Source organism: Bacillus alkalisoli (assembly GCF_002797415.1).
Taxonomy (GTDB): Bacteria; Bacillota; Bacilli; order Bacillales; family Bacillaceae_I; genus Bacillus_CD; species Bacillus_CD alkalisoli.
On the sequence record NZ_KZ454944.1, the window covers coordinates 2,918,970 to 2,941,462 of the forward strand.

A 22,493-nucleotide genomic window follows, 5' to 3' on the forward strand; every position below is an offset into this window, starting at 1 on the left:
ACGGGATACCTCCCCATTGTCATTTTTGCGTTTTTAATTGCCAAAAATGATTGTGAAAGACCTCTTCATGTTCACTTTTAAATTTTTCTATGGTTAATATGAACGTGAGAGGAAGTTAATTCATCAATTTTGTCCCAGAATCATTATTTCATTTTTAACCAATACAAAAAAGCCAGTCCCTATTAGACTAGCTTTCTATCATAGTTGATACTGTTTTATATTGCTGACATGTTTGTCGTACGACCATTTTGTGTGGAATGATAATACGTTTAGTCGGTTCAGTTGGATCTTCCATTTTTTGAATTAGTGTTTTCGTTGCTTGGAAACCAAGCTGGAAGATATTAATATCGACGGATGTCAACGGTGGTCGCGCAACTTCTGCTAACAACACATTATTAAAGCTCACAATGGATAATTGTTCAGGCACAGAAATATTTAGATCATGCAATTTGTTTAATATTCCAAGTGCCATAAGATCATCAGCAACTACTAAGGCGGTAGGTGGTTGCTCTAAGGACAGAAGTTCTGAAGTCGCTTCTTGCCCGCCTTCTTTTAAAAATTCTTCGTGAATAACATAATCATCACGATGCGGAATACCTGCATTTCTTAACGCTTTTTCATAACCTAACAAACGATCAATGGTTACGACTAAATTTAAACTACCACCAACAAAAGCAATACGATCATGTCCAAGTTTGATAAGATGCTCTGTTGCCTCTTTTGCTCCACGGAAGTTGTCATTGTCTACATGGGTAATTTCTTCTACTTGCGTAAAAGGTTTACCTATAACGACGAAAGGAAATTTACTATTTTGCAGATATTTAATTACCTTATCTTCTACTCGAGAATAAAGCATGATGATGCCATCTACCCTACGTCCTTGCACCATTTGAATAACACCTTCTAAAATTTCTTCTTCTGATACCCCAGTAGACATTTGAAGTGCGTATTGTTTATCATGGGCTGCTGTACTTATTCCCCTAAGGACTTCTGGGAAGAATGGATTTTGTAATGTTTTATCTGCAGAAGCCGGCATAACTAGGCCGATTACCTTCGTCGATTGATTAGCTAAACTTCTTGCGATAAAGTTTGGGTGATACCCCAATTCTTCCATTGCTTCTCGTACTCGCTTTTTTGTTTTTTCACTTATTCGTGGATTATTTGCGATGACACGAGAAACAGTAGAAGGTGCAACATTAGCAGCTTTCGCTACATCTTTAATTGTTACGCTCATTGCACCTCTCCCCCTTCACTGTTCCAATGATTTATTTTTTCTATTCAAACATAAGTAAATCCTGATGAACAAATAATACTGATATAAATATTATTTACTCAATGGAATGTAACATTCCTATAGGATGTTGGTAATTTTGAATCCGCTTACAGATTTGGACAAAAAACAAGCCATTACCTAAAAAAAGCACCATGTGATGATGTAAGTGAACTAAGTCCACTTACATCAAAGTTAGCTTGCTTTTCTTTTTCTACGAATCATAAAAAAGATAAATGCTACAAAGCCACCATAAATTAATCCCATCGCAGTTAAGAACGGTACATTTAAACCAGTATCTTCCTTAACACTAAAGATTTCAGCCGTTTCTCTATCTAACGTAATTCGATATTCTCCAGCTGTTTCACGCACTAACTCATCGAGCAAATAACCTCTTAACTGCATGCCTTCTCCTACTACGTCGAGTGGTATGGAAGCAGTAACGGTTCCAGAAGTGTTATTTAAGGCAACGATAGTTGTTTCTCCTTCATATTCACGCTTAATTAAAGCCATACCGTCTTGTTCAAAAATCATTTCAAATGATCCATGAGTTAAAGATGGTTTTGATTTTCTAATTTCAGCTAGCCTTCCAATATATTCAATAATCTCTTTGTCTGCACGAAAGTTCATATCTCTTCTATTGTCAGGGTCTTCCCCACCATCTAGAGCAATTTCTGTACCATAATAAACAATTGGAATACCAGGTGCTGTATATAGATAAGAAAGAGCTAGCTTAACTCGAGAAACTGGGTGCTCATTATTTTTTAATGCTTGGCGAGTAAATCTTTCCACATCATGGTTATCGATAAAAGTTCCTAAAACGTGTGGATTCGTGAAGTGAGTGTTATTATTGTCCCAGATAGCTTGTAAACTTCCTAAAGGGCGATCTGGAGCAGCAAATACACGGGAAAGCATGTTATACAAAGGAAAATCAACAAACGAATCAATTCCAGTATCTTCGTAAGCAGCAATTACTGCTGGATTGTCATGCCAAACTTCCCCAATTAAGAAGAAATCTTCTTTCACAGACTTCATCTCTTCAGAAAACTCCTGCCAAAACCATTTTGGTACGTGTTTAACCGTATCTAATCTGTAACCATCAATATTTGTTTCTTCGATCCACCATTTTGCCATGTCTATTAAATAGTCACGTACTTCTGGATTATCTTGATTCAAGTCAGGTAAACCAAAAATCCAGCCACTTTCTACTTGTTCTTGGTTATCCCAGTTTAATATACGTTTATCAGGGTTAAACCAATCTTCTTTATCTTGGTCATTAAGCCACGGATGTTGATATCCAGTATGGTTCACCACAATATCAACGATTACTTTTATATCACGTTTATGCGCTTCTTCTACTAGTTCTTTGAATTCTTCTAACGTACCGAAGTGCTCTTCTGTTTCATAAAAGTCTTCTGCCCAATACCCATGGTAGCCACCTGGTTCATTTTTCACAATTGGCGTTAACCAAATTGCAGAAAATCCCATGGACTCAATGTAATCTAACTTTTGAATAATTCCTCTGAAATCTCCACCTTGATATGCCTTGGGATCATTTCGATCTACATCAAGATCATTAGATATGTCTCCATTGTTAAAGCGGTCAATCATAATAAAATAAATAATCTCATCTTGCCATGCGTGTTCTTCTTTTTCTGCATTTACAAATCTCTCAGGAAAAAATGCTGAAAAAAGAAGAAACGGAACGAGAATGAGCCCTAAAACTCGTTTCTTCAATTCCGCTTCCCTCCTTTAAACCGTTATTAGTAACAAACGATTCTATTATATACTATTATCCTTTTGTTCCACCAGCAGTTAATCCAGCAATTAAATAACGTTGTAAGAATAAGAATACTAATGCAATCGGAATTGCTATTAGAATCGACCCAGCTGCAAAGCGTGTAAAGTTATTTGCAAACTGATCATTTACGAAGTTAAATAACCCTAGTGCTAATGTAAAGTTCTCAGGACTTCTTAAAATAATTCGAGGTAATAAGAAGTCGGTAAATGGCGCCATAAAGTTGAAAAGGGCAACTACGGCTAAAATCGGCTTCGCTAACGGAAGCATGATTTTAAAGAATACACCAAAGTGTCCGGCACCATCCATTTTTGCTGCTTCGTCTAATTCTTTTGGAATTGTATCGAAGTAACCTTTAACAAGCCATGCATTAAACGGTATTTGTCCACCAATATAGATTAACGTTAATCCTGCTAAAGTATCGATTAAACCAACCATAAATAAAAGAATGTATAAAGCTACCATCCCCATTAGTACAGGGAACATCTGTAAAAGTAAAAACGCGTATAGTCCGTACGTTCTTCCTTTAAAGCGGTATCTAGAAAATGCATAAGCAACGAATGCCGTAACAATTACAGAAAATACAGAGTTTGCAACTGCTACATAAATACTATTTTTGTACCAAAGTAAATAATCACTTTGAGGATCTGTAAATAGCCATTTGTAATGTACGAAAGACCAGTTTTCTGGGATCATTTTTGCTGTAAATAAACTTTGTCCCGGATTTAATGATAATCCAATTGTCCAAAGAAGAGGATATGCAATAATGATAAACATAAAACCGATGAATAAATAAATTAACGAAACTTCGATATTCGATTTAAGTTTTCTGTCCATTAAATATTGCCCTCCTCTTTAAACGAACGAGTACGTCGGAATTGGAAGAAAGCAAATCCAGCGACTATTAGTCCTAGAATAATCGAAATTGCTGCTGCCATGTTGTAGTTGTGCGTCTCGAACGTCATTTTATAAACCCAAGAGATTAAGATATCGGTACCACCTGCGTTTTGTTGACGAACAGCAGGTCCCCCTTGGTTGAATAAGTAAATAATATTAAAGTTATTGAAGTTACCAGCGTACTGCATGATTAACAACGGTGCTGTTGCATAAAGTATGTGTGGTAAAGTAATGAAACGGAATTTTTGGAAACGGGAACCTCCGTCTACATCCGCTGCTTCGTACCAGTCTTTTGATATACTTTGTAGGATACCTGTAAATAGTGCGAATACGAATGGGAATCCTAACCAAGTTTGAATCATAATAATGGCTATTTTTGAATAGAATGGGTCTGTTAACCATGGGAACCATAAACCAACTGTACTTAATACTTCTCGGTTAATAGCACCAAAACGGTCGTTAAACATTGCAGCGAAAATTAAGATTGTAACGAACGCTGGCACAGCCCAAGGTAAGATTAAGATTGTTCTAATGAAACGTTTGAACTTTATACGAGGGTCGTTAACGATTAATGCTAAAAATAACCCTAACGCGATTTGTAACGTTGTTGCTACAACTGTCCATACAATCGTCCACGCAAAAACGCTCATGAACGTTCTTCTCCAAAGTGGAATCGATACCAGATTTACAAAGTTCTCAAAACCTACCCAGCTTAAAAGGTTACGTGGTGGAGAGTTATATAAGTTATAGTCAGTAAATGCTAATGCAATCATAAACATTAATGGTAATACTACGATAAAAATTAACATAACAAGCCCTGGAATTACCATGAAATATGGGAATCCATTGTCATAAAATGCTTTCAGTGATTGACGCATAGTCGGTTTTGGTTTACCGAGCTTAATATCAATGGCATTGTTTTTTGCGTCAACAATGTTTAAATAGAACAGGGTTACAGCAAAAACTGTAATAACAACGGAAACTAGTCCTTGTATAAGTAAAAAGATGGAGTGGTCAACTCTTGGTATTTCTCCTAGTGTAATAAGTCCCCAATAGCCTACATTTAAAAAATCAAAAAATGTGATTAAAAAAGAGGCTTGAATAATGATAAATGCAATACCTTTCACATATCTGCGGTTATATAGTTGCCCTAATCCTGCAAAAAGAATGGAAAGGATCATTGCTAATTTCGGATTATGTACCCGCATTTTTTGTTCAGACATAGCTGATCCTCCTAATAAAGAAATAAAGGTGGATAGACAGAGCATGCTGCCCGTTCTATCCACTCTAATTAGTTTAAGCTATTAGTTAGCACCGCTAGCTTGAATACGCTCTTCGATATCTTCAACAGCTTCACCTAATACTTCTTCTACATCATCGCCACCAGCGATAAATTGAAGTGCATTACCCATTGGCTCCCAAACTTGGGACATTTGAGGAATGTTAGGCATTGGTTGGCCGTATTGAATTTGCTCAGCGAAAGCACCAATGATAGCATCTCCAGAGATTTTCTCATCTTCTAATGCTTTTTGGTTAGCTGGCATTTCACCTGCGTACTCGTAGTAAGTCATTGAGTTTTCGAAGTTAGTCATGAACTTCATTAAGTCTGTAGCCCACTCAGGATTTTTAGAGTAAGAACTTAACATCCAAGTTTTAACTCCAACGAATGATGAAGGAACGTCACCGTTGTCTAACTTAGGTAAAATAGCAGTTCCTAATTTGTCACCTAAAGCATCACGGTATGCTGGAATATTCCAAGGACCAGTGATTACTGCAGCAACGTTTCCGTCTTGGAAGAATCCGTTCATGATGTCACCGTTAATTTCACGTGGAATGTAACCATCTTGGAACCAAGATTGAATTAAATTACCACCTTCAACAGCACCGCCGTTTGCTAAACCAACGTCAGAAGCGTCGAAACCAGAACCATCGTTATTGAATACATATCCGCCAAATCCAGCGAAGAAAGGATATACGAAATAGAAGTTTGTTGCTTCCATTAAGAATCCGTATTTGTCAGCGTTCATATCTGTTTGATCTGCAGCTACTTTTAGTAAACCTTCCATAGTAGATACTTCTTCTTCAGATACTAAGTCTTTGTTATAGAATAAACCATAAGTTTCCACTACTTGTGGTACACCGTATACTTCTCCATCATACGTTACTGCGTTAATAGCAGTTTCGCTGTAAAGAGATACGTCAGAACCTAAATCGATAGGATCTGCTAATCCACGAATAACGATATCACCGATACGGTCATGTGGTTGGAAGAAAATATCTGGACCAGTACCAGCTGGACCGTCTAATGCTAATGCATCTGTTTGCTCTAACATTGAAATTGGAGTTACTTTCACTTCAATTCCAGTTTCTTCAGTATAAGCAGCAAAGATTTTGTCTAATCCTTCTTTTTGTGCTTCAGCATCATTTACCCAAATGGATAAACTAGCTGGTTTTTCTACACCTTCAGTTACATCTGTGTCGTCGTCGCCGCCACCAGGAGTGTTATTGTTGTTTGCAGTATCACGTTGTGGACCACAAGCAGCAAGAACACCAAGTGTTAAAACGGCAATCATCATAATTGCTAGGAACTTTTTCATTCTTGACCCCTCCGTCTTATAAAAAGTATCTTTTTTATCTTGCACAACCGTTTGCATTTTCATGAAAGCGAATTCGAAAAACGCTTACATTTTTTATGAATACTAGTGAAAACGATTGCACAACCTACAATCTTTATTATACAGGTATTCGCCTATTTGACAACTACTTTTTTTAAAAAAACTGATAGTTTCGATATATTTTTTTAAAAATTCATAGTTTCGTAACGTATTAGATGATAAAGTTTATTTAGATATTTTAAACGCTTTCATTACCGTTGACATTCATTTTCTAATCAAATAACCTAATAAAGAATGTTGTTTATTTGCATGCAGGACACTTAAATATGCTAGCATATTAACTAACATAGGAAAAATAATACTATTATGTTAAAAACAAATGCAATCGATTGCATTAAGGAGAGATTGATTAATTATGTTAAAAGAAGCAATTTACCATCGGCCGAAAAATAATTATGCTTATGCATATGATGAAAAAACTTTACACATTCGTATTCGAACGAAGAAAAATGATGTTGATACAGTGACTCTTATTCATGGCGATCCTTATATTTGGGAAGATGGCAAATGGATATACGACGAAAAAGAAATGGTGAAAACAGGGTCTGATACATTATTTGATTACTGGTTTGCTGATGTAGCTCCAACATACAAAAGATTGCGCTACGGCTTTAACCTTACATCAAAAGATGAGCAATCAACATTAACTGAGCGTGGTTTTTATGAAGAAACTCCACAAGACTGTGGATACTATTTTTGTTTTCCATTCTTAAATAAAGCAGATGTATTTCATGCACCAGAATGGGTGAAAGATACTGTTTGGTATCAGATTTTTCCAGAGAGATTTGCTAATGGTAATTCAGCAATAGATCCTGAAGGAACATTACCATGGGGAAGTGTAGCGCCGACACCAACTAACTTTTTCGGTGGGGATTTCGAAGGAGTTATCGAATATATAGACCACTTAGTAGATTTAGGAGTATCAGGTATTTACTTCACTCCTATTTTTAAAGCACATTCAAACCATAAGTACGACACAATCGATTATATGGAAATTGATCCACAGTTCGGTGACAAGGAAACATTCAAACGATTAGTGGAAGTTTGCCATGAAAACGGGATTAAAGTAATGCTTGATGCTGTTTTTAACCATAGCGGTTATTACTTCCCACAATTTCAAGATGTTTTGAAGAATGGGGAAAAGTCCAAGTATAAAGACTGGTTCCACCTTTGGGAATTCCCTGTTGTAACAGAGCCAAAGCCAAACTTTGATGCGTTTGCCTTTGTTGGAAGCATGCCAAAATTAAATACGGAAAATAAAGAAGTAAAAGATTATTTATTAGAAGTTGGCCGCTACTGGGTTCGTGAATTTAATATTGATGGTTGGAGATTAGATGTGGCAAACGAAGTTGATCATCAATTTTGGCGAGAATTTAGACAAGCTGTTTCTGAAGTGAAAGAAGACGTATATATTTTAGGTGAAATCTGGCACGACTCTATGCCTTGGTTACAAGGTGATCAGTTTGATGCTGTAATGAACTATCCGTTTACGAACGCTACGTTAGATTATATTGCAAAAGGTGTAACAAAAGCTGAAGACTTTGTAAACTCCATCACGAATGTTCTTCATTCTTATCCTAACAATGTGAATGAAGTTGCCTTTAACTTACTTGGAAGTCACGATACTCCAAGAATACTTACTATTTGTGAAGATGATAAGAATAAGTTAAAGTTGCTATTCTTATTCCAATTATCTTTTATTGGTACCCCTTGTATTTATTACGGAGACGAATTTAGCATGACTGGTGATCAAGACCCCGGTTGTCGCAAATGTATGGTTTGGGACGAAAAAGATCAAGACAAAGATATGTTTGCTTTTGTGAAAAAATTAATTCACTTACGTAAAACTTACAAAGCATTTGGCAATCACGGTGAAATTAGATTCGTCGAAGGTAACAATGAAACAAATCATGTTATATATGAAAAAATTTCAGAACATGAAAAGATTACTTTCCTTATTAACAATAGTGAGAAAGAATTAACAATTTCGCTACCTGAAAGCTACAAAGGAAAAGTCATACACGACCTATGGGAACAAAAAGAAATGGCGTTAGAAGCAACAAAACTACAAGCCACTATTCCTCCATATGGATTCCATATCCTAAAGGTGAAATAGTATTAATTTATATACTATGAAATTGAATCAATTTCATAATTACTGTTCGTTTAGTGAAAAACGAATGTTAAGTTTATTATAATTAAATAACGTTCGATATAAAACGTTATTTATATTAAAAAATAGGTTTAATATTCGTTTTTCGATTAGTAATTGTACATTATGGAACTCACTCAATTAATATTTGTTGGCTCTATTAAAAACCGCTGTTGATTCCCGCGCATGTCTCCGCTTTCCGCGGGCGGGCCGGGAGCCTCCTCAGCTTCTCCCGCAGGAGTCTACAACATGCGCGAAAATCAACAGCATGGTTGTCTAAAAATATAAGACTGGGACAAAATATAGAAGAGCCCCCTTCAATAAAAGATTATTCTAGGGGGCCTCTTCTAATTATGTTTAATAGGTTATCCAAGATTTTAATAATATCAATTTCAGTATTGGGATAAATATTTGATGAAACTGAACTTGATCAACGTTATTAAGTTCACTGTGAATTGTTTTAATGAAAACGTACTTGAGACAGCTTATCAAGAATCAAGTTCATTAAGGAATTATTTCTTAGTAAGAATGAACTTGAGAGCTCTAATCAACCTCTCCATGTTCATTTTTGTGTTTTTCTTTGGAGAAAATGAATGTGGGAGACCTTTCCATGTTCATTTTTGTGTTTTTCTTTTGTGAAAATGAATATGGGAGACCTCTCCATGTTCATTTTTGTGGTTCTCTTTTGTAAAAATGAATGTGGGAGACCTCTCCATGTTCATTTTTGTGTTTTTCTTTTGTGAAAATGAATATAGGAGGTATTTGAATTCATCGACTTTTTGTTCCAGCCTTATATATTCTCATTTTCGATGTACGATTCTTCTGTATTCCATTGGAGTGATTCCTTCTTGTTTTTTAAACACCTTCGAAAAGTACGTAACATCTTCTATTCCTACTTGTTTGGCTATCGAGGCAATCTTTTCATTTGTATCAACTAATAGTTGTTTTGCATGTGTGAAACGAATATGTGTTAAGTATTGATTAGGCGTTAATCCAATTGTTTTGTGCATACACCTAGTAATGTAATCTGGATGAAAAAGCAATGATGCACTAATATCTTTCATTTTCACCGGTTGTTGATAGTTTTCTTGTATGTATTTCATAGCTTGTTCACAAACTTGTTCCGTTGCACTCGGAATAGAGAAAGCTTCTTTTTGTAATCCTACAAAAAAATCAGCAAATAGTATTTGTTGTTTTAACGCCTCATCTGGAGCATGCACTTGTCCACTGCCTATATCAATAATATTTTCAATCATTTGCTCCATCAACTCTCTTCTATTAATGATACCGTGTTGTGGAATGTGAAATCGGTAAACTGCTGGTTCTGTAAATGTTGATTCTCTTTCATAAACAAATGACCAATCGATGTTTTTATTAGGTACCACTACATACTCATCATGTAAGATCATAAAGTGTAACCAAATAAACGTTGTATTTTCTATACAATTCTCATAACCAACATGCTCCCTATTTGGTAAAAGAATTAAATACTCCCCTTCTCTAATATCAAACTTCACATCATTTTCCTGCATAAATAAAGTCCCTTTTTTCACATATAACATATCAAACACGGAATACGTCCTCTTAAAGTGTTTCTCCCCTTTTGAAAAGGTAAATTCTCCACCTTTAATAAAAACAGGAAACGGTGGGATGTTAAGCGCTATCATTGTCATTCTCTTCACTCCAGGTCGGATTTTTCCAATTAGTATCGTTTTCTTCTCTTTAAATTATATGTAAATCAGTATAAACTATAAATTGCTTTATGTCGGGAAAAACAAAGGGGAAGACTCCATGCAAAACAAAAATGCAAAAAAATTAACACTATTCGCCTTAACTTGGCCAATTTTTATAGAAGTATTTCTCCATATGCTAATGGGAAACGCAGATACATTAATGTTAAGTCAATACTCAGATGATTCTGTTGCTGCTGTTGGGGTGGCTAATCAAATTTTATATATGTTAATAGTAATGTTCGGCTTCGTTGCCACTGGAACAGCAATACTCGTTGCACAATATATAGGTGCAAACGACCGGCGTTCTGCTTCAGAAATTACAGTTGTAAGTCTAGGAGCAAATTTAGTTTTCAGTATCGCAATTAGTTTCATCATTTTCTTCACAAGTTCGAAGTTGTTACTGATGATGAATTTGCCTCCTGAACTTCTTTCAGAAGCTGACTTTTACTTAAAACTAGTAGGTGCATTTTCATTTATTCAAGCGATCATTATGACGATGGGAGCAACGATTCGCAGTTACGGTTTTACTCGTGATGCCATGTACGTCACGATTGGAATGAACGTTTTAAATGTAATCGGAAACTACTTGTTTATTTTCGGACCGTTTGGAATACCTGTATTAGGTGTCGACGGAGTTGCCATCTCAACGGTTGTTTCTAGAGCATTAGGTTTAATTGCAATCACTTTCTTATTATTTAGACGAATTGAAGAGCCGCTACCATTTACAAAAATATTTACATTCCCTTCTAGTCATATCAAGAATTTGTTAAAGATTGGAATTCCTTCAGCTGGTGAGCATTTATCGTATAACACGTCACAGATTGTTATAACGTTCTTCATTATCGCAATGGGAACACAAGCATTAACGACAAAAGTTTATGCACAAAATATTATGATGTTCATTTTACTTTTTGGTATCGCGATTGGCCAAGGTAGTCAAATTTTAATTGGCCAACAAATTGGAGCAGGTAAAATTGAAGAAGCTTACAAACGATGCTTAAAAAGCTTAAAGTTCGCCATTATTATTAGTTTCGTTACAGCTATTGTAGCAACTATCTTCTCTGATCAGTTATTATCTATTTTTACTGACAATGAAGAAATCATTGCGCTCGGTGGCACATTAATCTTGTTAACTATTATTTTAGAACCAGGACGTTCTTTTAACTTGGTTGTAATAAGCGCATTACGTGCAGCAGGTGATGTAAAGTTCCCAGTGTATATGGGGATTTTATCGATGTGGGGTGTAGCTGTAACTGTTTCATACATTCTTGGAGTTCATTTTGGATTAGGATTAGTAGGTGTTTGGATTGCACTCATACTTGATGAGTGGCTACGTGGAATTATTATGTTATTCCGCTGGAAGTCTAGAGTTTGGGTTAACAAATCTTTCGTTCAAAACGAAGCGAAGCAAGCTTCTTAAACAACATCAGTACTAAAGCTAGTACGACAAAAATATAATAGAATATAAAGTCTAAAGACCAGTTTTCATAAGAAGACTGGTCTTTGTTTTCATACACTATACACACAATATACAAAAGTTATACAAAAAGTTATAATGTACGTGGAGGTGTTTGTAATTGTTACAAAACTGGGATAAGTATATATTTCGTTTTTTTATCATTTGGTATGTTTGTGGTGTCATTTTATTGACCTTTGACTTACTTCCACCATGGCTGGAATGGGCAAATGTTGTTTTTTTAATGACAGCTGGAATTCTCGGATTCATTTTCTTTATAAAAAACTATAAATATATTGGACTACTCTTCTCTCTTTTTGTATTCTTTTTTTCTATCATTGCAGAACATATAGGTGTTAAATACGGCTTTTTATTCGGTAACTATTATTATAATGCTGATTTTGGACCACAGCTATTTGGAGTTCCAATAACAATAGGCTTCGCATGGGTGATGGTGATCGCGACTTCACTCGTTATTGCCACAAGAATCGTTAAAACTAAGTCCGTTTGGCTAATCTCTTTAATTGGTTCGTTTGCAGCTGTAGTAATGGACTTAATTATAGATCCAGTTTCCTATGTCGCAAAGTCTTACTGGATATGGGTTGACAATGGGTTTTACTATAATATTCCTACCTTTAATTTTGTTAGTTGGTATGGCTTATCGTTTTTCTTTTTCATGCTTTTTCTGCTTTTTGCAAAAGGGCATTCTCCAACTGATTTGTATTGGGAGAAAAACATGTTTACGTTATATGGACTCATGATTTTAATGTTTATTATTATTGCAATAAGTGCCAAGCTATGGCTAGCTGTTGTTGTTACTACCATTCCTGCTACGATTTTACTAATACTCGCTTATGCAAGAAGGAGTTTACAGCATGATACCCGCTAAAAAAAGCAAAATGTTTGAGATGATTTTTTATCCATTTAATAGAAGATTGCTATCACTGCATTTTCGTGGAATTTATGTAAAAAAAACTTATAAGGAGATGTTACTTGAGCCCCCTGTCATTTTTATCTGTAATCACAGTACATGGTGGGACGGTTTGGTTATCTATCACCTAAACAAAAGATTTGCTAATCACGATAGTTATGCGATGATGCAGGAAAGCGGTATGAAAGAACATCCATTTTTCCGAAAAATCGGAGGCTTCTCCATCAACCGATCAAATCCGAAAGATATAATTTTATCATTAAAATATGCAAGAAATTTATTAAAGAGCGGTAAGAGCATTTGGATTTTTCCACAAGGCGATGAAAAGCATTTAGAAATTAGACCATTACAATTTCAGGCCGGAACAATGCACATAGTAAAGGAAATTCCGACTACACCAATTATTCCGGTCGCAATCTATTACACTTTTGGACATGTCAGGAAACCAGAAATATATATTAATATTGGCGAACCCCTATTGTACGAACAATTAGACGGAAAAAATCCTAATGCAAAGACAACAAATTTAGAGCTGCTTTTTACAAAATTATTAGACGAATTAAAACGTGACGTCATGAACGAAACGCATGAACTTTATGAATCTATTCTTTAAGGAGGGAAAAATCGGTGTTGCTTGATTCTATCGTATATATCATCTTAAGTTTTCTCGTTTTTTCCCTTTGTTTCACCATTGTAAATAACTTTTTTCTTGCAAAACCTAATAAACTTCTAAAAACAGATCAAAATAAACCGTTAATATCCATATTAATTCCGATGAGAAACGAAGAAAGAAATGTCACGAATCTTATTCATTATATAAAAAAACTTTCCTATGAAAATTATGAGGTGTTCTTACTCGATGATCGTTCGACTGACAATACAAGATCACTCGCTATAAAAGCAATTGACGACGACGAGCGCTTTCATCTACTTGATGGTGTACCTTTACAAGAAGGTTGGGTTGGCAAAGTCCATGCATGTCACCAACTTAGTAAACAAGCAAAAGGTAAGTATTTATTATTTATTGATGCAGATGTTCGTTTACATCCTTCTTCGATAGAGATGACACTACCATATTTCCATAGCAATAATGTTAAACTAGTAACTGGATTTCCACGTTTCCCTGTTACTAGTTTTCTAAGTAAACTACTTGTACCAATGCAACATTTTGTCGTATGGACACATTTACCAGCTTTTATTGCAAATTTAACAATTCAACCAAAAGCAACCGCTGCCCATGGTGCATTTATGATGTTTGAAGCTAATGGTTACACCGAAATTGGTGGACATAGCTCTGTAAAAAATTCACTTGTTGAAGATGTTCATATTGCAAGAAAAGTAAAAGAAAGTGGCTATTTTGTGAAATTAATAAACAATACATCTTTCATAACTTGTTATATGTATGATACAAATAAAGAAGTATGGGAAGGCTTCCTAAAAAATATTTATACCGGAATAGGACGTTCGAAAATAATGGTATTCTTTCTTTCTGTTTATTACACCTTTGTCTATATCCTTCCGTTTCCTATAGCCATATTTAATGAAGGCTGGTTATACACAGTACCTATATTATTCATTTTTTTACAAAAAGCTTTTATCGACTGGCAAACTCTTCAAAAAAAATGGCTTTTTATTCTGATGCCTTTTAGCGCAATAGCTTTCATACTAATTATGCATGCTTCTATGTGGAGAAGCATCTTAAAACAAGACTACATGTGGAAAGGACGTGCCTATAAATGAACAAAGTTGTCATTATCGGAGCAGGTTTAGGTGGTCTTTCTGCAGCTATCTCCCTTGCCACAAAGGGGTTTCATGTAACGGTTATAGAAAAAAATAGTCATGCTGGCGGAAAATTGATGTCTGTCAAACTCGGAGATTATGCGTTTGATTTTGGACCGAACACGATCACAATGCCCGAAATCTTTCAAGAAGTCGTGCAACTAGCAGGACAAAATCCCAATGATTACTTTACATTTCAGAAATTAGAGCCACACACACGAAACATTTCTCATAAGGGCGAGATTTTTGATTTATCAAGTAATCGTGACTTAATGATGGAACAGTTAGAAAAGATGGACGCAAAAGGTGCAGTCAATTATGACCTTTTCTTAAAAGATATTGCAGGTTTATATGAGTTAGGAAGAACTTATTTTTTCCGTAAAACGTTTACTTCAAAAAAGGACTTCTTCTCGCCAAAATTAGGCTTAGCATTTTTAAAAGTAAAGCCTTTTCAAACGATGGATTCTTTTTTCAAGCAATACTTTTCAAACCCTTTTATCCTACAAGTCTTAAATAGATATGCTACATATATTGGATCTTCTCCATATATTACTCCAGCCACGTTTAGCTTGATTGCCTATTTAGAATTGGCGCAAGGAGTTTATTATACTCGTGGAGGAAATGTAAAGATAGCTCAAGGTTTTTATGAAGTGGCTAAAAAGCTTGGTGTGAACTTTCATTTTAATGAAAAAGCGACAAAGGTTCATGTTCGTAACAAAAGGGCTGTGAGCGTAGAGACGGACGGCGGAAATGTATTGGAAGCAGATGAAATTGTCATGAACGCAGATTTACTTCATGCTTACCCTGAGCTGGTGCAAGAAGTAGACAGACCCAATTTTACAAACAAGCAAGCAGAAAGCTATGAACCTTCCATTTCTGCCTTTGTTATGTTAGCTGGTACAAAATCGAGAAACGATAGCTTGTTACATCACACTGTCTATTTTTCGTCTGATTACGAAAGAGAATTTAATGAGTTATTCCGTAAAAAAGAGTTTCCAACGGAGCCAACCGTCTATATTAGTAATTCTTCTGTAACAGACAAAAGCCAAAGCTTGGTTGGAGATAATTTATTTATTTTAGCAAATGCCCCAGCTACAAAAATTGGTGAACTTCGAGACGATAAGATGTATGAACAATATAAAAATAAAATATATTCCATTCTAGATGAAAAAGGTCTACACCTATCAAACCAAGTGGTAAAAGAAAAAGTAATTGGCCCACATGATATCCAAACCACTTTCGGCGCTTATCGCGGTGCCCTTTATGGCATTGCATCAAACAAAAAAATGGATGCTTTCTTCCGGCCATCTAACAAATCAAAAGATATCGAAAACATATACTTTGCCGGTGGAAGCACCAATCCAGGAGGTGGCTCACCCATGGTCACGCTTTCAGGCCTAAACGTAGCCAACCTAATAGCTGCAAATTATGTAAGAAAATAGCTATGTTAAAGCTTAGTATTGAAGATTTAATACTAATATCTGTTGATTTCCGTGCAAGGCTGAGACTCCTCGAAAATGCTACCGCATTTTCTTACGAAGGATGCATCGCTTCAGTAGACTTCCTTGTCCTGCGGGAAAAGCGGGGAGCGGGAGACCCCACAGGCGCTTGCGCCGAGGAGTAGGTTTTTTTTGACAGTGAAAATAATCTTCCTTTTTTGCCCGCGGAAAGCGAAGGCATTCCCTCCAATCAATCACTTGTTTAAAAAGAAAGAAGGTATGCGCCAAATTACGGTGCATACCCTTTTACATTTGTGAGATAATTTGTTGCTTTTCTTCACTAGTAACATAGTGTTTCGTATGAAAAACTGTGTACCCTTTCTTACGAATTGAAGGTAATATTGCTCGATATAAATAAGCGGCACCTTTTACTGACGTACGTGAATGTAATGGGTATAAATCAAGTGTTTCTAACGATTGCTCGTAATAGCTCTCCGCAATCTGCGCCAACGCTTCCCAAGCTTGAATAAAACTCGCATTTACTATTCTATGCTTTAGCAGTTCCTCCGAATACCCAACGGAACGCAATAGGTCAATAGGAATATAGATTCTTTCCCTTTCTAAATCCTCACCAATATCACGTAAAATGTTCGTAATTTGCATTGCTTTTCCAAGAGCAATTGCCCCTTCACGTAATTTATCCCTATTTTCAGGAGCAAGTATCGGAAGTAACATTAATCCAACAGTGCTTGCGACATGATAAGAATAGAAAAGCACTTCTTCTTCCGAGTAATACATTTTTTTATATAAATCCATTTCTTGCCCTTTGATCATATCCCAAAATGCCTGTTCATCCATTTCGTATTTATCGAAAACATCCTGTAACGCTAACCACATTGGATCGTTTGAAGGTAGAAAACCTGTTAAAAACAAGTCAAACTGTTCTTTAAAATTCATTAAATCTTCTTTCGGGTTTACTCCTTCATCTACTATGTCGTCTACTCTTCTACAAAATGCATACACAGCCCAAACGGCATTTTTCTTTTCTTTCGGTAATAGCATAAAGGCACTGTAAAAAGTTAACGAATGTTCTTTAATGATTAATTCACAATGCTGATACGCTTTTGCTAAACTCATCATTATCTCTCACATCCTCACTATTTGACTGATTTAATAGGTCTTCCTTTATAATTTCTACTGCAAGTTTCGCACCTTGCATAACAATTGGAATTCCTCCACCAGGGTGAATGGAAGCTCCTGCAGCATATACATTCTTGAACTTAAAAGGTTTTACTTGAGGTCGAAACACACCTGATTGCAGGATAGATGGACCTATTCCGAAACTTCCACCTTGGAATAACCCTTCCACCATAGCCTCTTTTGGTGTACGAACTTCCATCCATTCTACGGACTCTCTTAATTTCGGAAATGCTCTTTGTTCCAATTGCTGAAACATCCTTTCAATAAAGTCCTTCTCATTCTCCCAATCTATGTGATCTCCAGAAGGGACTGGAACTAATACATATAAAACACTCTTCCCGGATGGCGCTAAACTATCATCTATAATCGAAGGATTGAACGTATAAAAAGATGGGTCTGTCGGAATTACTTTCTCTTTAAATACTTGTTTCATATGCTTAGAAAAGTCATTACTCATAAAAAATTGATGGACATTGGACGTGTCATACTTCTTATTTAAACCGAAGTAGAACAACAAGCAACTAGAAGAAGGTTCATACTTCTTTTTCTGTTTCACAAGTGGTAACATATTTGGGAAATCGCCATTTACTAAAACCGCATCAAAATTATTGACTTTGCCATTTACCTTAATCGCTTTGGCTTCATTGTCTTCCGTTATAATTCGATCAACGTTACTATTAAAATGAATTTTCACACCTGTTTTTAATAACTTTTTTTGTATAACTTCAACTAAACTCGCATATCCACCTTTTATATAATGGATTCCATGTGCATGCTCACTAAATGGAATTAGATTGTACATGGCAGGAGATGAGTATGGATTTCCTCCTATATATAAGGTTTGTAATGTGTAGGCTTCTTGTAGTTTTTTATGTGAAAAATAACGATTCGCATTCTTTCTCGTTGTCTCATATGCTTTTAATTTAAGTAGGGATTGAATATTCTTTGCTGTCCAAAACGTACTCTTTTTCACAAATGATTTTTCTAAAAAAGCTTCTTTCCCAATTGCAAATCTTTTCTCCATATCATTCATGTACTTCGAAAACCCTTTTAAATCTTCAGGAAATTTCTTTTCTATTTCTTCCTTTTGTTTAACCATACTTCGAAATTTTGTATACGTTGTTCCATCCTGATAATGAAGGGAGTACATCGTATCTAACGCGACTAGTTCATAATCTGACTCTTTTACTCCTGCTTCCTTTAAGATAGAAACAAGCATTTCTGGTAACAAAACAATGGTAGGTCCTTTATCAATTTTGTATTCATCTTTTTCAACAAATGCTAATCGACCACCTAGCTTACTTTCCTTCTCATAAATTGTTACTTCAAAACCTTCTTTTCTTAACAGCAAGGCAGAAATCATGCCACCAATTCCAGCTCCAACAATTACTACTGTTTTCGTCATAACGCTTTCCCTACCTCTTTTGGCACATGGCTTGTAACTTTACAATTTTCATATTTTTCTCGTAATAGTTTTGTTGTAATTCTAGCTGATTCTAATATAGTAGGTAATCCACTACCTGGGTGTGTTCCTCCACCTACTAACCAACAATTCTCTAATTCTTCAAATCTATTATGTGGACGTAGCACCATCATTTGCGTTAACTGGTGTCCTAAGTTAAATGTTGCACCTTTATACACATAGATTTCTTCTTCCCAATCTTTAGGAGTTATTATTTTTTCCACTTCTATATGTTTTTCGATATCTTTATATCCTGTTTTCTTTTCCAACGTTTCGAATACTAGTTTTCTAAACGATTGTTTATGTTGTTCCCAATCGATATTGCTAAAGTTATTTGGGACAGGTGCTAGTATATATAATCCAGACTTTCCTTCTGGAGCTAAAGTGGAATCAGTCACAGCTGCATTTTGTACATAAATAGAAGGATCTGCTGATAATTTTTTCGTTTTCGTAATTTCTTCTACATTCATTTTATAATCTTCTGCAAAAACAATCGTATGGTGTGGCATGTTTTCATACACTTTGTTTAATCCGACATAAATCATAAATGTGGAACAAGAGTATTTTTTCTTTTCTAATTTTCGCTTACTATATTTTTTTAACACGCCGTCGTCGACTAGATTTGTCATAACGTGAGCAAAATCACCGTTTATGACAACCTCATCTGCTGCGATTTTCGAGTCATCTTCTAGAACTACACCCTTCACTTTTTTTCCGTCTAACCAAAGTTTTTTAACACCGGCATTTAAATGAATGGTCCCACCATGCTCTTGAATAACTTTGGCCATATTTTTCGGTAATTGATTTAGTCCACCAATAGGATGGTAGATTCCGTATGCGTGTTCCATGTAAGAAAGAATAGAGAAAGCGCCAGGACATTCCCAAGGAGACATACCTAAATATTTAGATTGGAAGGTAAAGCTTAGTTTTAATCTTTCGTCTGTAAAATACTCTGATAATACGTCATATAAACTCTTTCCTAAGCTTAAATGCGGTAGGGCTTTGATAACTTTTCCTTGCAAGTAATGTATATAACGATCCATTTTCCCTTGTAAGATTGGAGTTAACGCGCCCATCTTTTTTTCCGTTTCTTTCATAAAGCGCGTATACCCTTCTCCATTACCTGGAAAATGTTTTTCAATCGTTTCTCGCATTTGTTCTGGATCGCGTGACATCTTCACATTTTTCCCAGGGAAAATAAGCTCATACATTGTATCTAACTCTTGTAGATTCATATAATCATGTAAGTTTCTATTAGACTCTGCAAATATTTCTTCTGCAATGTGGGGCATGCTAAGAAAAGTCGGTCCAATATCAAATGTGAATTCTTCTAGCTGTATCGAGCCGTTGCGACCTCCAACATAACCTTGTTTTTCGTATAGGGATACGTCATATCCGTTAGCCGATAGCAGCATAGCAGCCGCAAGCCCACCTGGTCCTGCACCTATTACGATTATTTTCTTTTTCACCTTAACACCTCATTTCGATATGTAATATCTATTTTGAAGATTTAGTTTAGTTAAACAAATATTATACAATCATTATACACACCCTGTTCTTTATTGACAATCATTTATGCTCTATTAGACTTGTACAATTTTCTTTTTGAAAAAAACAGCCTGAATTTAAGGCTGCTTTTCTATTTTAGGCTCTATTAAAGACCGCTGTTGATCAGTGAAGGATGCAACTTTTTACTCTTTGATCGTCACTCCGTAATGAGTGAACCATACGTGAATTTGGGCTAGGTGGGCTAGGAGTTGAGGGCCTGTCATTAGTTGACCAAACCAAGGTTCTTTAAAGGTGTTGCCACCAGATTCCACAATCGTATGCAATTTTTTCTTGTCAAAAAACTCATAAAGTGGTGTGTTTTTGTCTTCTAGAATGGTAGTTAGCCAGTCTCCAACTAATTTTGTATAAACTGGGTGGTGTGTTTTCGGATAAGGACTTTTCTTTCTGTACAACACTTCATTCGGTAAAATCCCTTCCAGCGCCTTTCTTAACAATCCTTTCTCCCTGTTTTCTAACATTTTCATTTCCCATGGAACGTTCCACACGTACTCTACTAATCGATGATCTGCAAATGGTACACGCACTTCAAGGCTAGCCCCCATACTCATGCGATCTTTCCGATCGAGTAATGTTGTCATAAACCAGAGCATATTCAAGTAAAAAAGTTCTCTTCTTTTTGCCTCTATAGGGTTTTCTCCTTCTAGTCTAGGTGTTTCCTTTATCGTTTCTTCAAACTTAGAATGGATATATTCATCAAGTCTCAATTTCTTTCGCCACTCTGGCCTTAACAATTCCATCCTAGCTTCAGTAGAGCGCATCCACGGAAAGTTTTTTGAAGCTAAATCTTCTGGTCTATGAAACCAAGGATAGCCGCCAAAAATTTCATCCGCACATTCTCCTGATAAACTAACAACAAAATTTTCTTTTATTTCACGACAAAACCATAAAAGAGAAGAATCAACATCTGCCATTCCAGGCTGATCTCTTACTAATACTGCTTCTTCAAGAAAATCTGCTAATTGCTGTTGGGAAATAACTGAGCTATGATGTTTCGTTCCAAACGCTTCTGTCATCTTTTTAATAAATGCTCCATCCGAATTAGGCTGAAATTCATTCCCCTTAAAGTATTTATCATTATCCTCATAGTCAATAGAATACGTATGAAGAGGACCTTTTCCTTGTTTTTTAAACTCTGTTGCTGCAATAGCTGTTATGGCGCTTGAATCTACCCCACCAGATAATAATGTACAAACCGGTACATCTGATACGAGTTGTCTTATCACCGCATCCTTAAATAAATATTGGACCTTTTCGACCGTTTCATCTAATGAATCTGTATGTGGCATGCTTTTTACGTTCCAATATCGTTTTATTTTTAATCCATTTTTAGAAAACGTTAAAAAGTGGGCCGGTCTTAATTCTTTTACATCGTGAAAAAGTCCGTGGCCAGGGGAGCGAGACGGTCCAAGTCCGAAGATTTCCGCTAATCCGTCGTAACTTACTTCACTCTTCACTTCGCTGTGAGTTAAAATTGCTTTTAATTCTGAACCAAACAGCAACTGGCCATTTTTCTCATAAAAAAATAAAGGTTTGACCCCAAGTCGGTCACGACCTATAAATAGTTTTTCTTCTGATTCATCCCAGATGGCAAATGCAAAAATGCCATTCAGGTGGTCTAAGCATGCTTCTTTCCATTCTATATAGGAAGTTAATAAGATTTCTGTATCTGAATGTCCTTCAAAGGAGTAACCTCTATTCAGTAATTCTTTACGTATATCTTCTGTATTGTATAGTTCACCGTTATAACAAATCGTATAACCGTTTTCATTTTTAGTTCGTGACATCGGTTGTTTACCGCCTTCTGGGTCTACAACAACTAATCGCTTATGACCAAAAGCAACATGGTCATGTATCCAAGTATTTGTATCATCAGGACCTCTTTTCGTAAGAGTGTTCGTCATTTTTGCAATCGTTTCACTTTCATTACGTAACGATCGATTATAGTTAATCCATCCTGTTATTCCACACATAAGTGTAAATTCACTCCTTCATGGTGTCGTGTCGTATCAGTTTTCAATAATTCAGATGTTTTATACTATGCGGAAGTTTAGAATACGATGAACCATTGGAAACAGTTACAAGATTTTGTTTAGTAGATGTACAAACATGCAACTTGTTTAAAGATGCTCCTT

General features: G+C 35.8%; 16 protein-coding genes. 6 read left to right on the forward strand and 10 right to left on the reverse strand.

Going from position 1 to position 22,493, the window contains the following annotated elements; genetic code table 11:
- Positions 1 to 187: 187 nt before the first annotated feature.
- The 5 genes from CDZ89_RS14605 to CDZ89_RS14625 form a co-directional block, all read right to left on the reverse strand.
- Positions 188 to 1,234: a LacI family DNA-binding transcriptional regulator gene (locus tag CDZ89_RS14605; protein WP_100333891.1), complete on the reverse strand. Its 1,047-nt coding sequence runs from the start codon at positions 1,232 to 1,234 to the stop codon at positions 188 to 190.
- A 231-nt stretch (positions 1,235 to 1,465) separates the two neighbouring features.
- Positions 1,466 to 3,007 carry an alpha-amylase family glycosyl hydrolase gene (locus CDZ89_RS14610; RefSeq protein ID WP_100333892.1) on the reverse strand — a complete coding sequence of 514 codons (1,542 nt, stop codon included), beginning with the start codon at positions 3,005 to 3,007 and terminating at the stop codon, positions 1,466 to 1,468.
- Between the two features lie 55 nt (positions 3,008 to 3,062).
- Complete coding sequence (locus CDZ89_RS14615; protein WP_096155175.1) at positions 3,063 to 3,905, reverse strand: sugar ABC transporter permease; 843 nt, start codon at positions 3,903 to 3,905, stop codon at positions 3,063 to 3,065.
- The gene (locus CDZ89_RS14620; protein ID WP_096155176.1) at positions 3,905 to 5,188 is read right to left on the reverse strand and encodes a carbohydrate ABC transporter permease; all 1,284 of its coding nucleotides are present in this window, start codon (positions 5,186 to 5,188) and stop codon (positions 3,905 to 3,907) included. The genes CDZ89_RS14615 and CDZ89_RS14620 overlap by 1 nt, the downstream gene beginning before the upstream one ends.
- 81 nt (positions 5,189 to 5,269) lie before the next feature.
- Positions 5,270 to 6,562 (reverse strand): sugar ABC transporter substrate-binding protein, encoded by a 1,293-nt coding sequence (locus tag CDZ89_RS14625; RefSeq protein ID WP_096155177.1) that lies wholly within the window; start codon positions 6,560 to 6,562, stop codon positions 5,270 to 5,272.
- A gap of 433 nt (positions 6,563 to 6,995) precedes the next feature.
- Here CDZ89_RS14625 and CDZ89_RS14630 point away from each other — a divergent pair, with 433 nt between their 5' ends.
- On the forward strand, positions 6,996 to 8,756 hold the full coding sequence (locus tag CDZ89_RS14630; RefSeq protein WP_100333893.1) for an alpha-glycosidase: 1,761 nt from the start codon (positions 6,996 to 6,998) through the stop codon (positions 8,754 to 8,756).
- An 836-nt stretch (positions 8,757 to 9,592) separates the two neighbouring features.
- On the opposite strand, the gene CDZ89_RS14635 is transcribed toward CDZ89_RS14630, so the two are convergent.
- A complete protein-coding gene (locus CDZ89_RS14635) occupies positions 9,593 to 10,465 on the reverse strand; it encodes a helix-turn-helix transcriptional regulator (RefSeq protein ID WP_096155179.1) in 873 nt (290 codons plus the stop codon).
- A gap of 118 nt (positions 10,466 to 10,583) precedes the next feature.
- Between CDZ89_RS14635 and CDZ89_RS14640 the strand changes: the two genes are divergently transcribed.
- From CDZ89_RS14640 to CDZ89_RS14660, 5 genes are all read left to right on the forward strand, one after another.
- Positions 10,584 to 11,945 carry an MATE family efflux transporter gene (locus tag CDZ89_RS14640; RefSeq protein WP_096155180.1) on the forward strand — a complete coding sequence of 454 codons (1,362 nt, stop codon included), beginning with the start codon at positions 10,584 to 10,586 and terminating at the stop codon, positions 11,943 to 11,945.
- Between the two features lie 157 nt (positions 11,946 to 12,102).
- The gene (locus tag CDZ89_RS14645) at positions 12,103 to 12,870 is read left to right on the forward strand and encodes a carotenoid biosynthesis protein (protein ID WP_227521515.1); all 768 of its coding nucleotides are present in this window, start codon (positions 12,103 to 12,105) and stop codon (positions 12,868 to 12,870) included.
- Positions 12,857 to 13,525 carry a lysophospholipid acyltransferase family protein gene (locus CDZ89_RS14650; protein WP_157842748.1) on the forward strand — a complete coding sequence of 223 codons (669 nt, stop codon included), beginning with the start codon at positions 12,857 to 12,859 and terminating at the stop codon, positions 13,523 to 13,525. The genes CDZ89_RS14645 and CDZ89_RS14650 overlap by 14 nt, the downstream gene beginning before the upstream one ends.
- 14 nt (positions 13,526 to 13,539) lie before the next feature.
- A complete protein-coding gene (locus CDZ89_RS14655; RefSeq protein WP_227521516.1) occupies positions 13,540 to 14,652 on the forward strand; it encodes a glycosyltransferase family 2 protein in 1,113 nt (370 codons plus the stop codon).
- On the forward strand, positions 14,649 to 16,133 hold the full coding sequence (locus CDZ89_RS14660; RefSeq protein ID WP_096155181.1) for a phytoene desaturase family protein: 1,485 nt from the start codon (positions 14,649 to 14,651) through the stop codon (positions 16,131 to 16,133). The genes CDZ89_RS14655 and CDZ89_RS14660 overlap by 4 nt, the downstream gene beginning before the upstream one ends.
- A 303-nt stretch (positions 16,134 to 16,436) precedes the next feature.
- On the opposite strand, the gene CDZ89_RS14670 is transcribed toward CDZ89_RS14660, so the two are convergent.
- The 4 genes from CDZ89_RS14670 to asnB form a co-directional block, all read right to left on the reverse strand.
- A complete protein-coding gene (locus tag CDZ89_RS14670) occupies positions 16,437 to 17,270 on the reverse strand; it encodes a phytoene/squalene synthase family protein (RefSeq protein ID WP_096155183.1) in 834 nt (277 codons plus the stop codon).
- Positions 17,236 to 18,735, reverse strand: coding sequence for a phytoene desaturase family protein (locus CDZ89_RS14675; RefSeq protein WP_100333894.1), 1,500 nt, complete (start codon positions 18,733 to 18,735; stop codon positions 17,236 to 17,238). Before CDZ89_RS14675 ends, CDZ89_RS14670 begins: the two co-directional genes overlap by 35 nt.
- Positions 18,732 to 20,261 carry a phytoene desaturase family protein gene (locus CDZ89_RS14680; protein ID WP_100333895.1) on the reverse strand — a complete coding sequence of 510 codons (1,530 nt, stop codon included), beginning with the start codon at positions 20,259 to 20,261 and terminating at the stop codon, positions 18,732 to 18,734. Before CDZ89_RS14680 ends, CDZ89_RS14675 begins: the two co-directional genes overlap by 4 nt.
- Positions 20,262 to 20,483: 222 nt before the next feature.
- Positions 20,484 to 22,331, reverse strand: a complete 1,848-nt coding sequence (asnB, locus tag CDZ89_RS14685; RefSeq protein WP_096155186.1) for an asparagine synthase (glutamine-hydrolyzing) — start codon at positions 22,329 to 22,331, stop codon at positions 20,484 to 20,486.
- Between the last annotated feature and the right edge of the window lie 162 nt (positions 22,332 to 22,493).

What these genes read in the sequence shown, in the direction of transcription:
- CDZ89_RS14605 (WP_100333891.1), bottom strand. Translation starts at nt 1,234, where the DNA reads ATGAGCGTAACAATTAAAGATGTAGCGAAAGCTGCTAATGTTGCACCT.
- CDZ89_RS14615 (WP_096155175.1), bottom strand. Translation starts at nt 3,905, where the DNA reads ATGGACAGAAAACTTAAATCGAATATCGAAGTTTCGTTAATTTATTTA.
- CDZ89_RS14620 (WP_096155176.1), bottom strand. Translation starts at nt 5,188, where the DNA reads ATGTCTGAACAAAAAATGCGGGTACATAATCCGAAATTAGCAATGATC.
- CDZ89_RS14625 (WP_096155177.1), bottom strand. Translation starts at nt 6,562, where the DNA reads ATGAAAAAGTTCCTAGCAATTATGATGATTGCCGTTTTAACACTTGGT.
- CDZ89_RS14630 (WP_100333893.1), top strand. Translation starts at nt 6,996, where the DNA reads ATGTTAAAAGAAGCAATTTACCATCGGCCGAAAAATAATTATGCTTAT.
- CDZ89_RS14635 (WP_096155179.1), bottom strand. Translation starts at nt 10,465, where the DNA reads ATGACAATGATAGCGCTTAACATCCCACCGTTTCCTGTTTTTATTAAA.
- CDZ89_RS14640 (WP_096155180.1), top strand. Translation starts at nt 10,584, where the DNA reads ATGCAAAACAAAAATGCAAAAAAATTAACACTATTCGCCTTAACTTGG.
- CDZ89_RS14650 (WP_157842748.1), top strand. Translation starts at nt 12,857, where the DNA reads ATGATACCCGCTAAAAAAAGCAAAATGTTTGAGATGATTTTTTATCCA.
- CDZ89_RS14660 (WP_096155181.1), top strand. Translation starts at nt 14,649, where the DNA reads ATGAACAAAGTTGTCATTATCGGAGCAGGTTTAGGTGGTCTTTCTGCA.
- CDZ89_RS14670 (WP_096155183.1), bottom strand. Translation starts at nt 17,270, where the DNA reads ATGATGAGTTTAGCAAAAGCGTATCAGCATTGTGAATTAATCATTAAA.
- CDZ89_RS14675 (WP_100333894.1), bottom strand. Translation starts at nt 18,735, where the DNA reads ATGACGAAAACAGTAGTAATTGTTGGAGCTGGAATTGGTGGCATGATT.
- asnB (WP_096155186.1), bottom strand. Translation starts at nt 22,331, where the DNA reads ATGTGTGGAATAACAGGATGGATTAACTATAATCGATCGTTACGTAAT.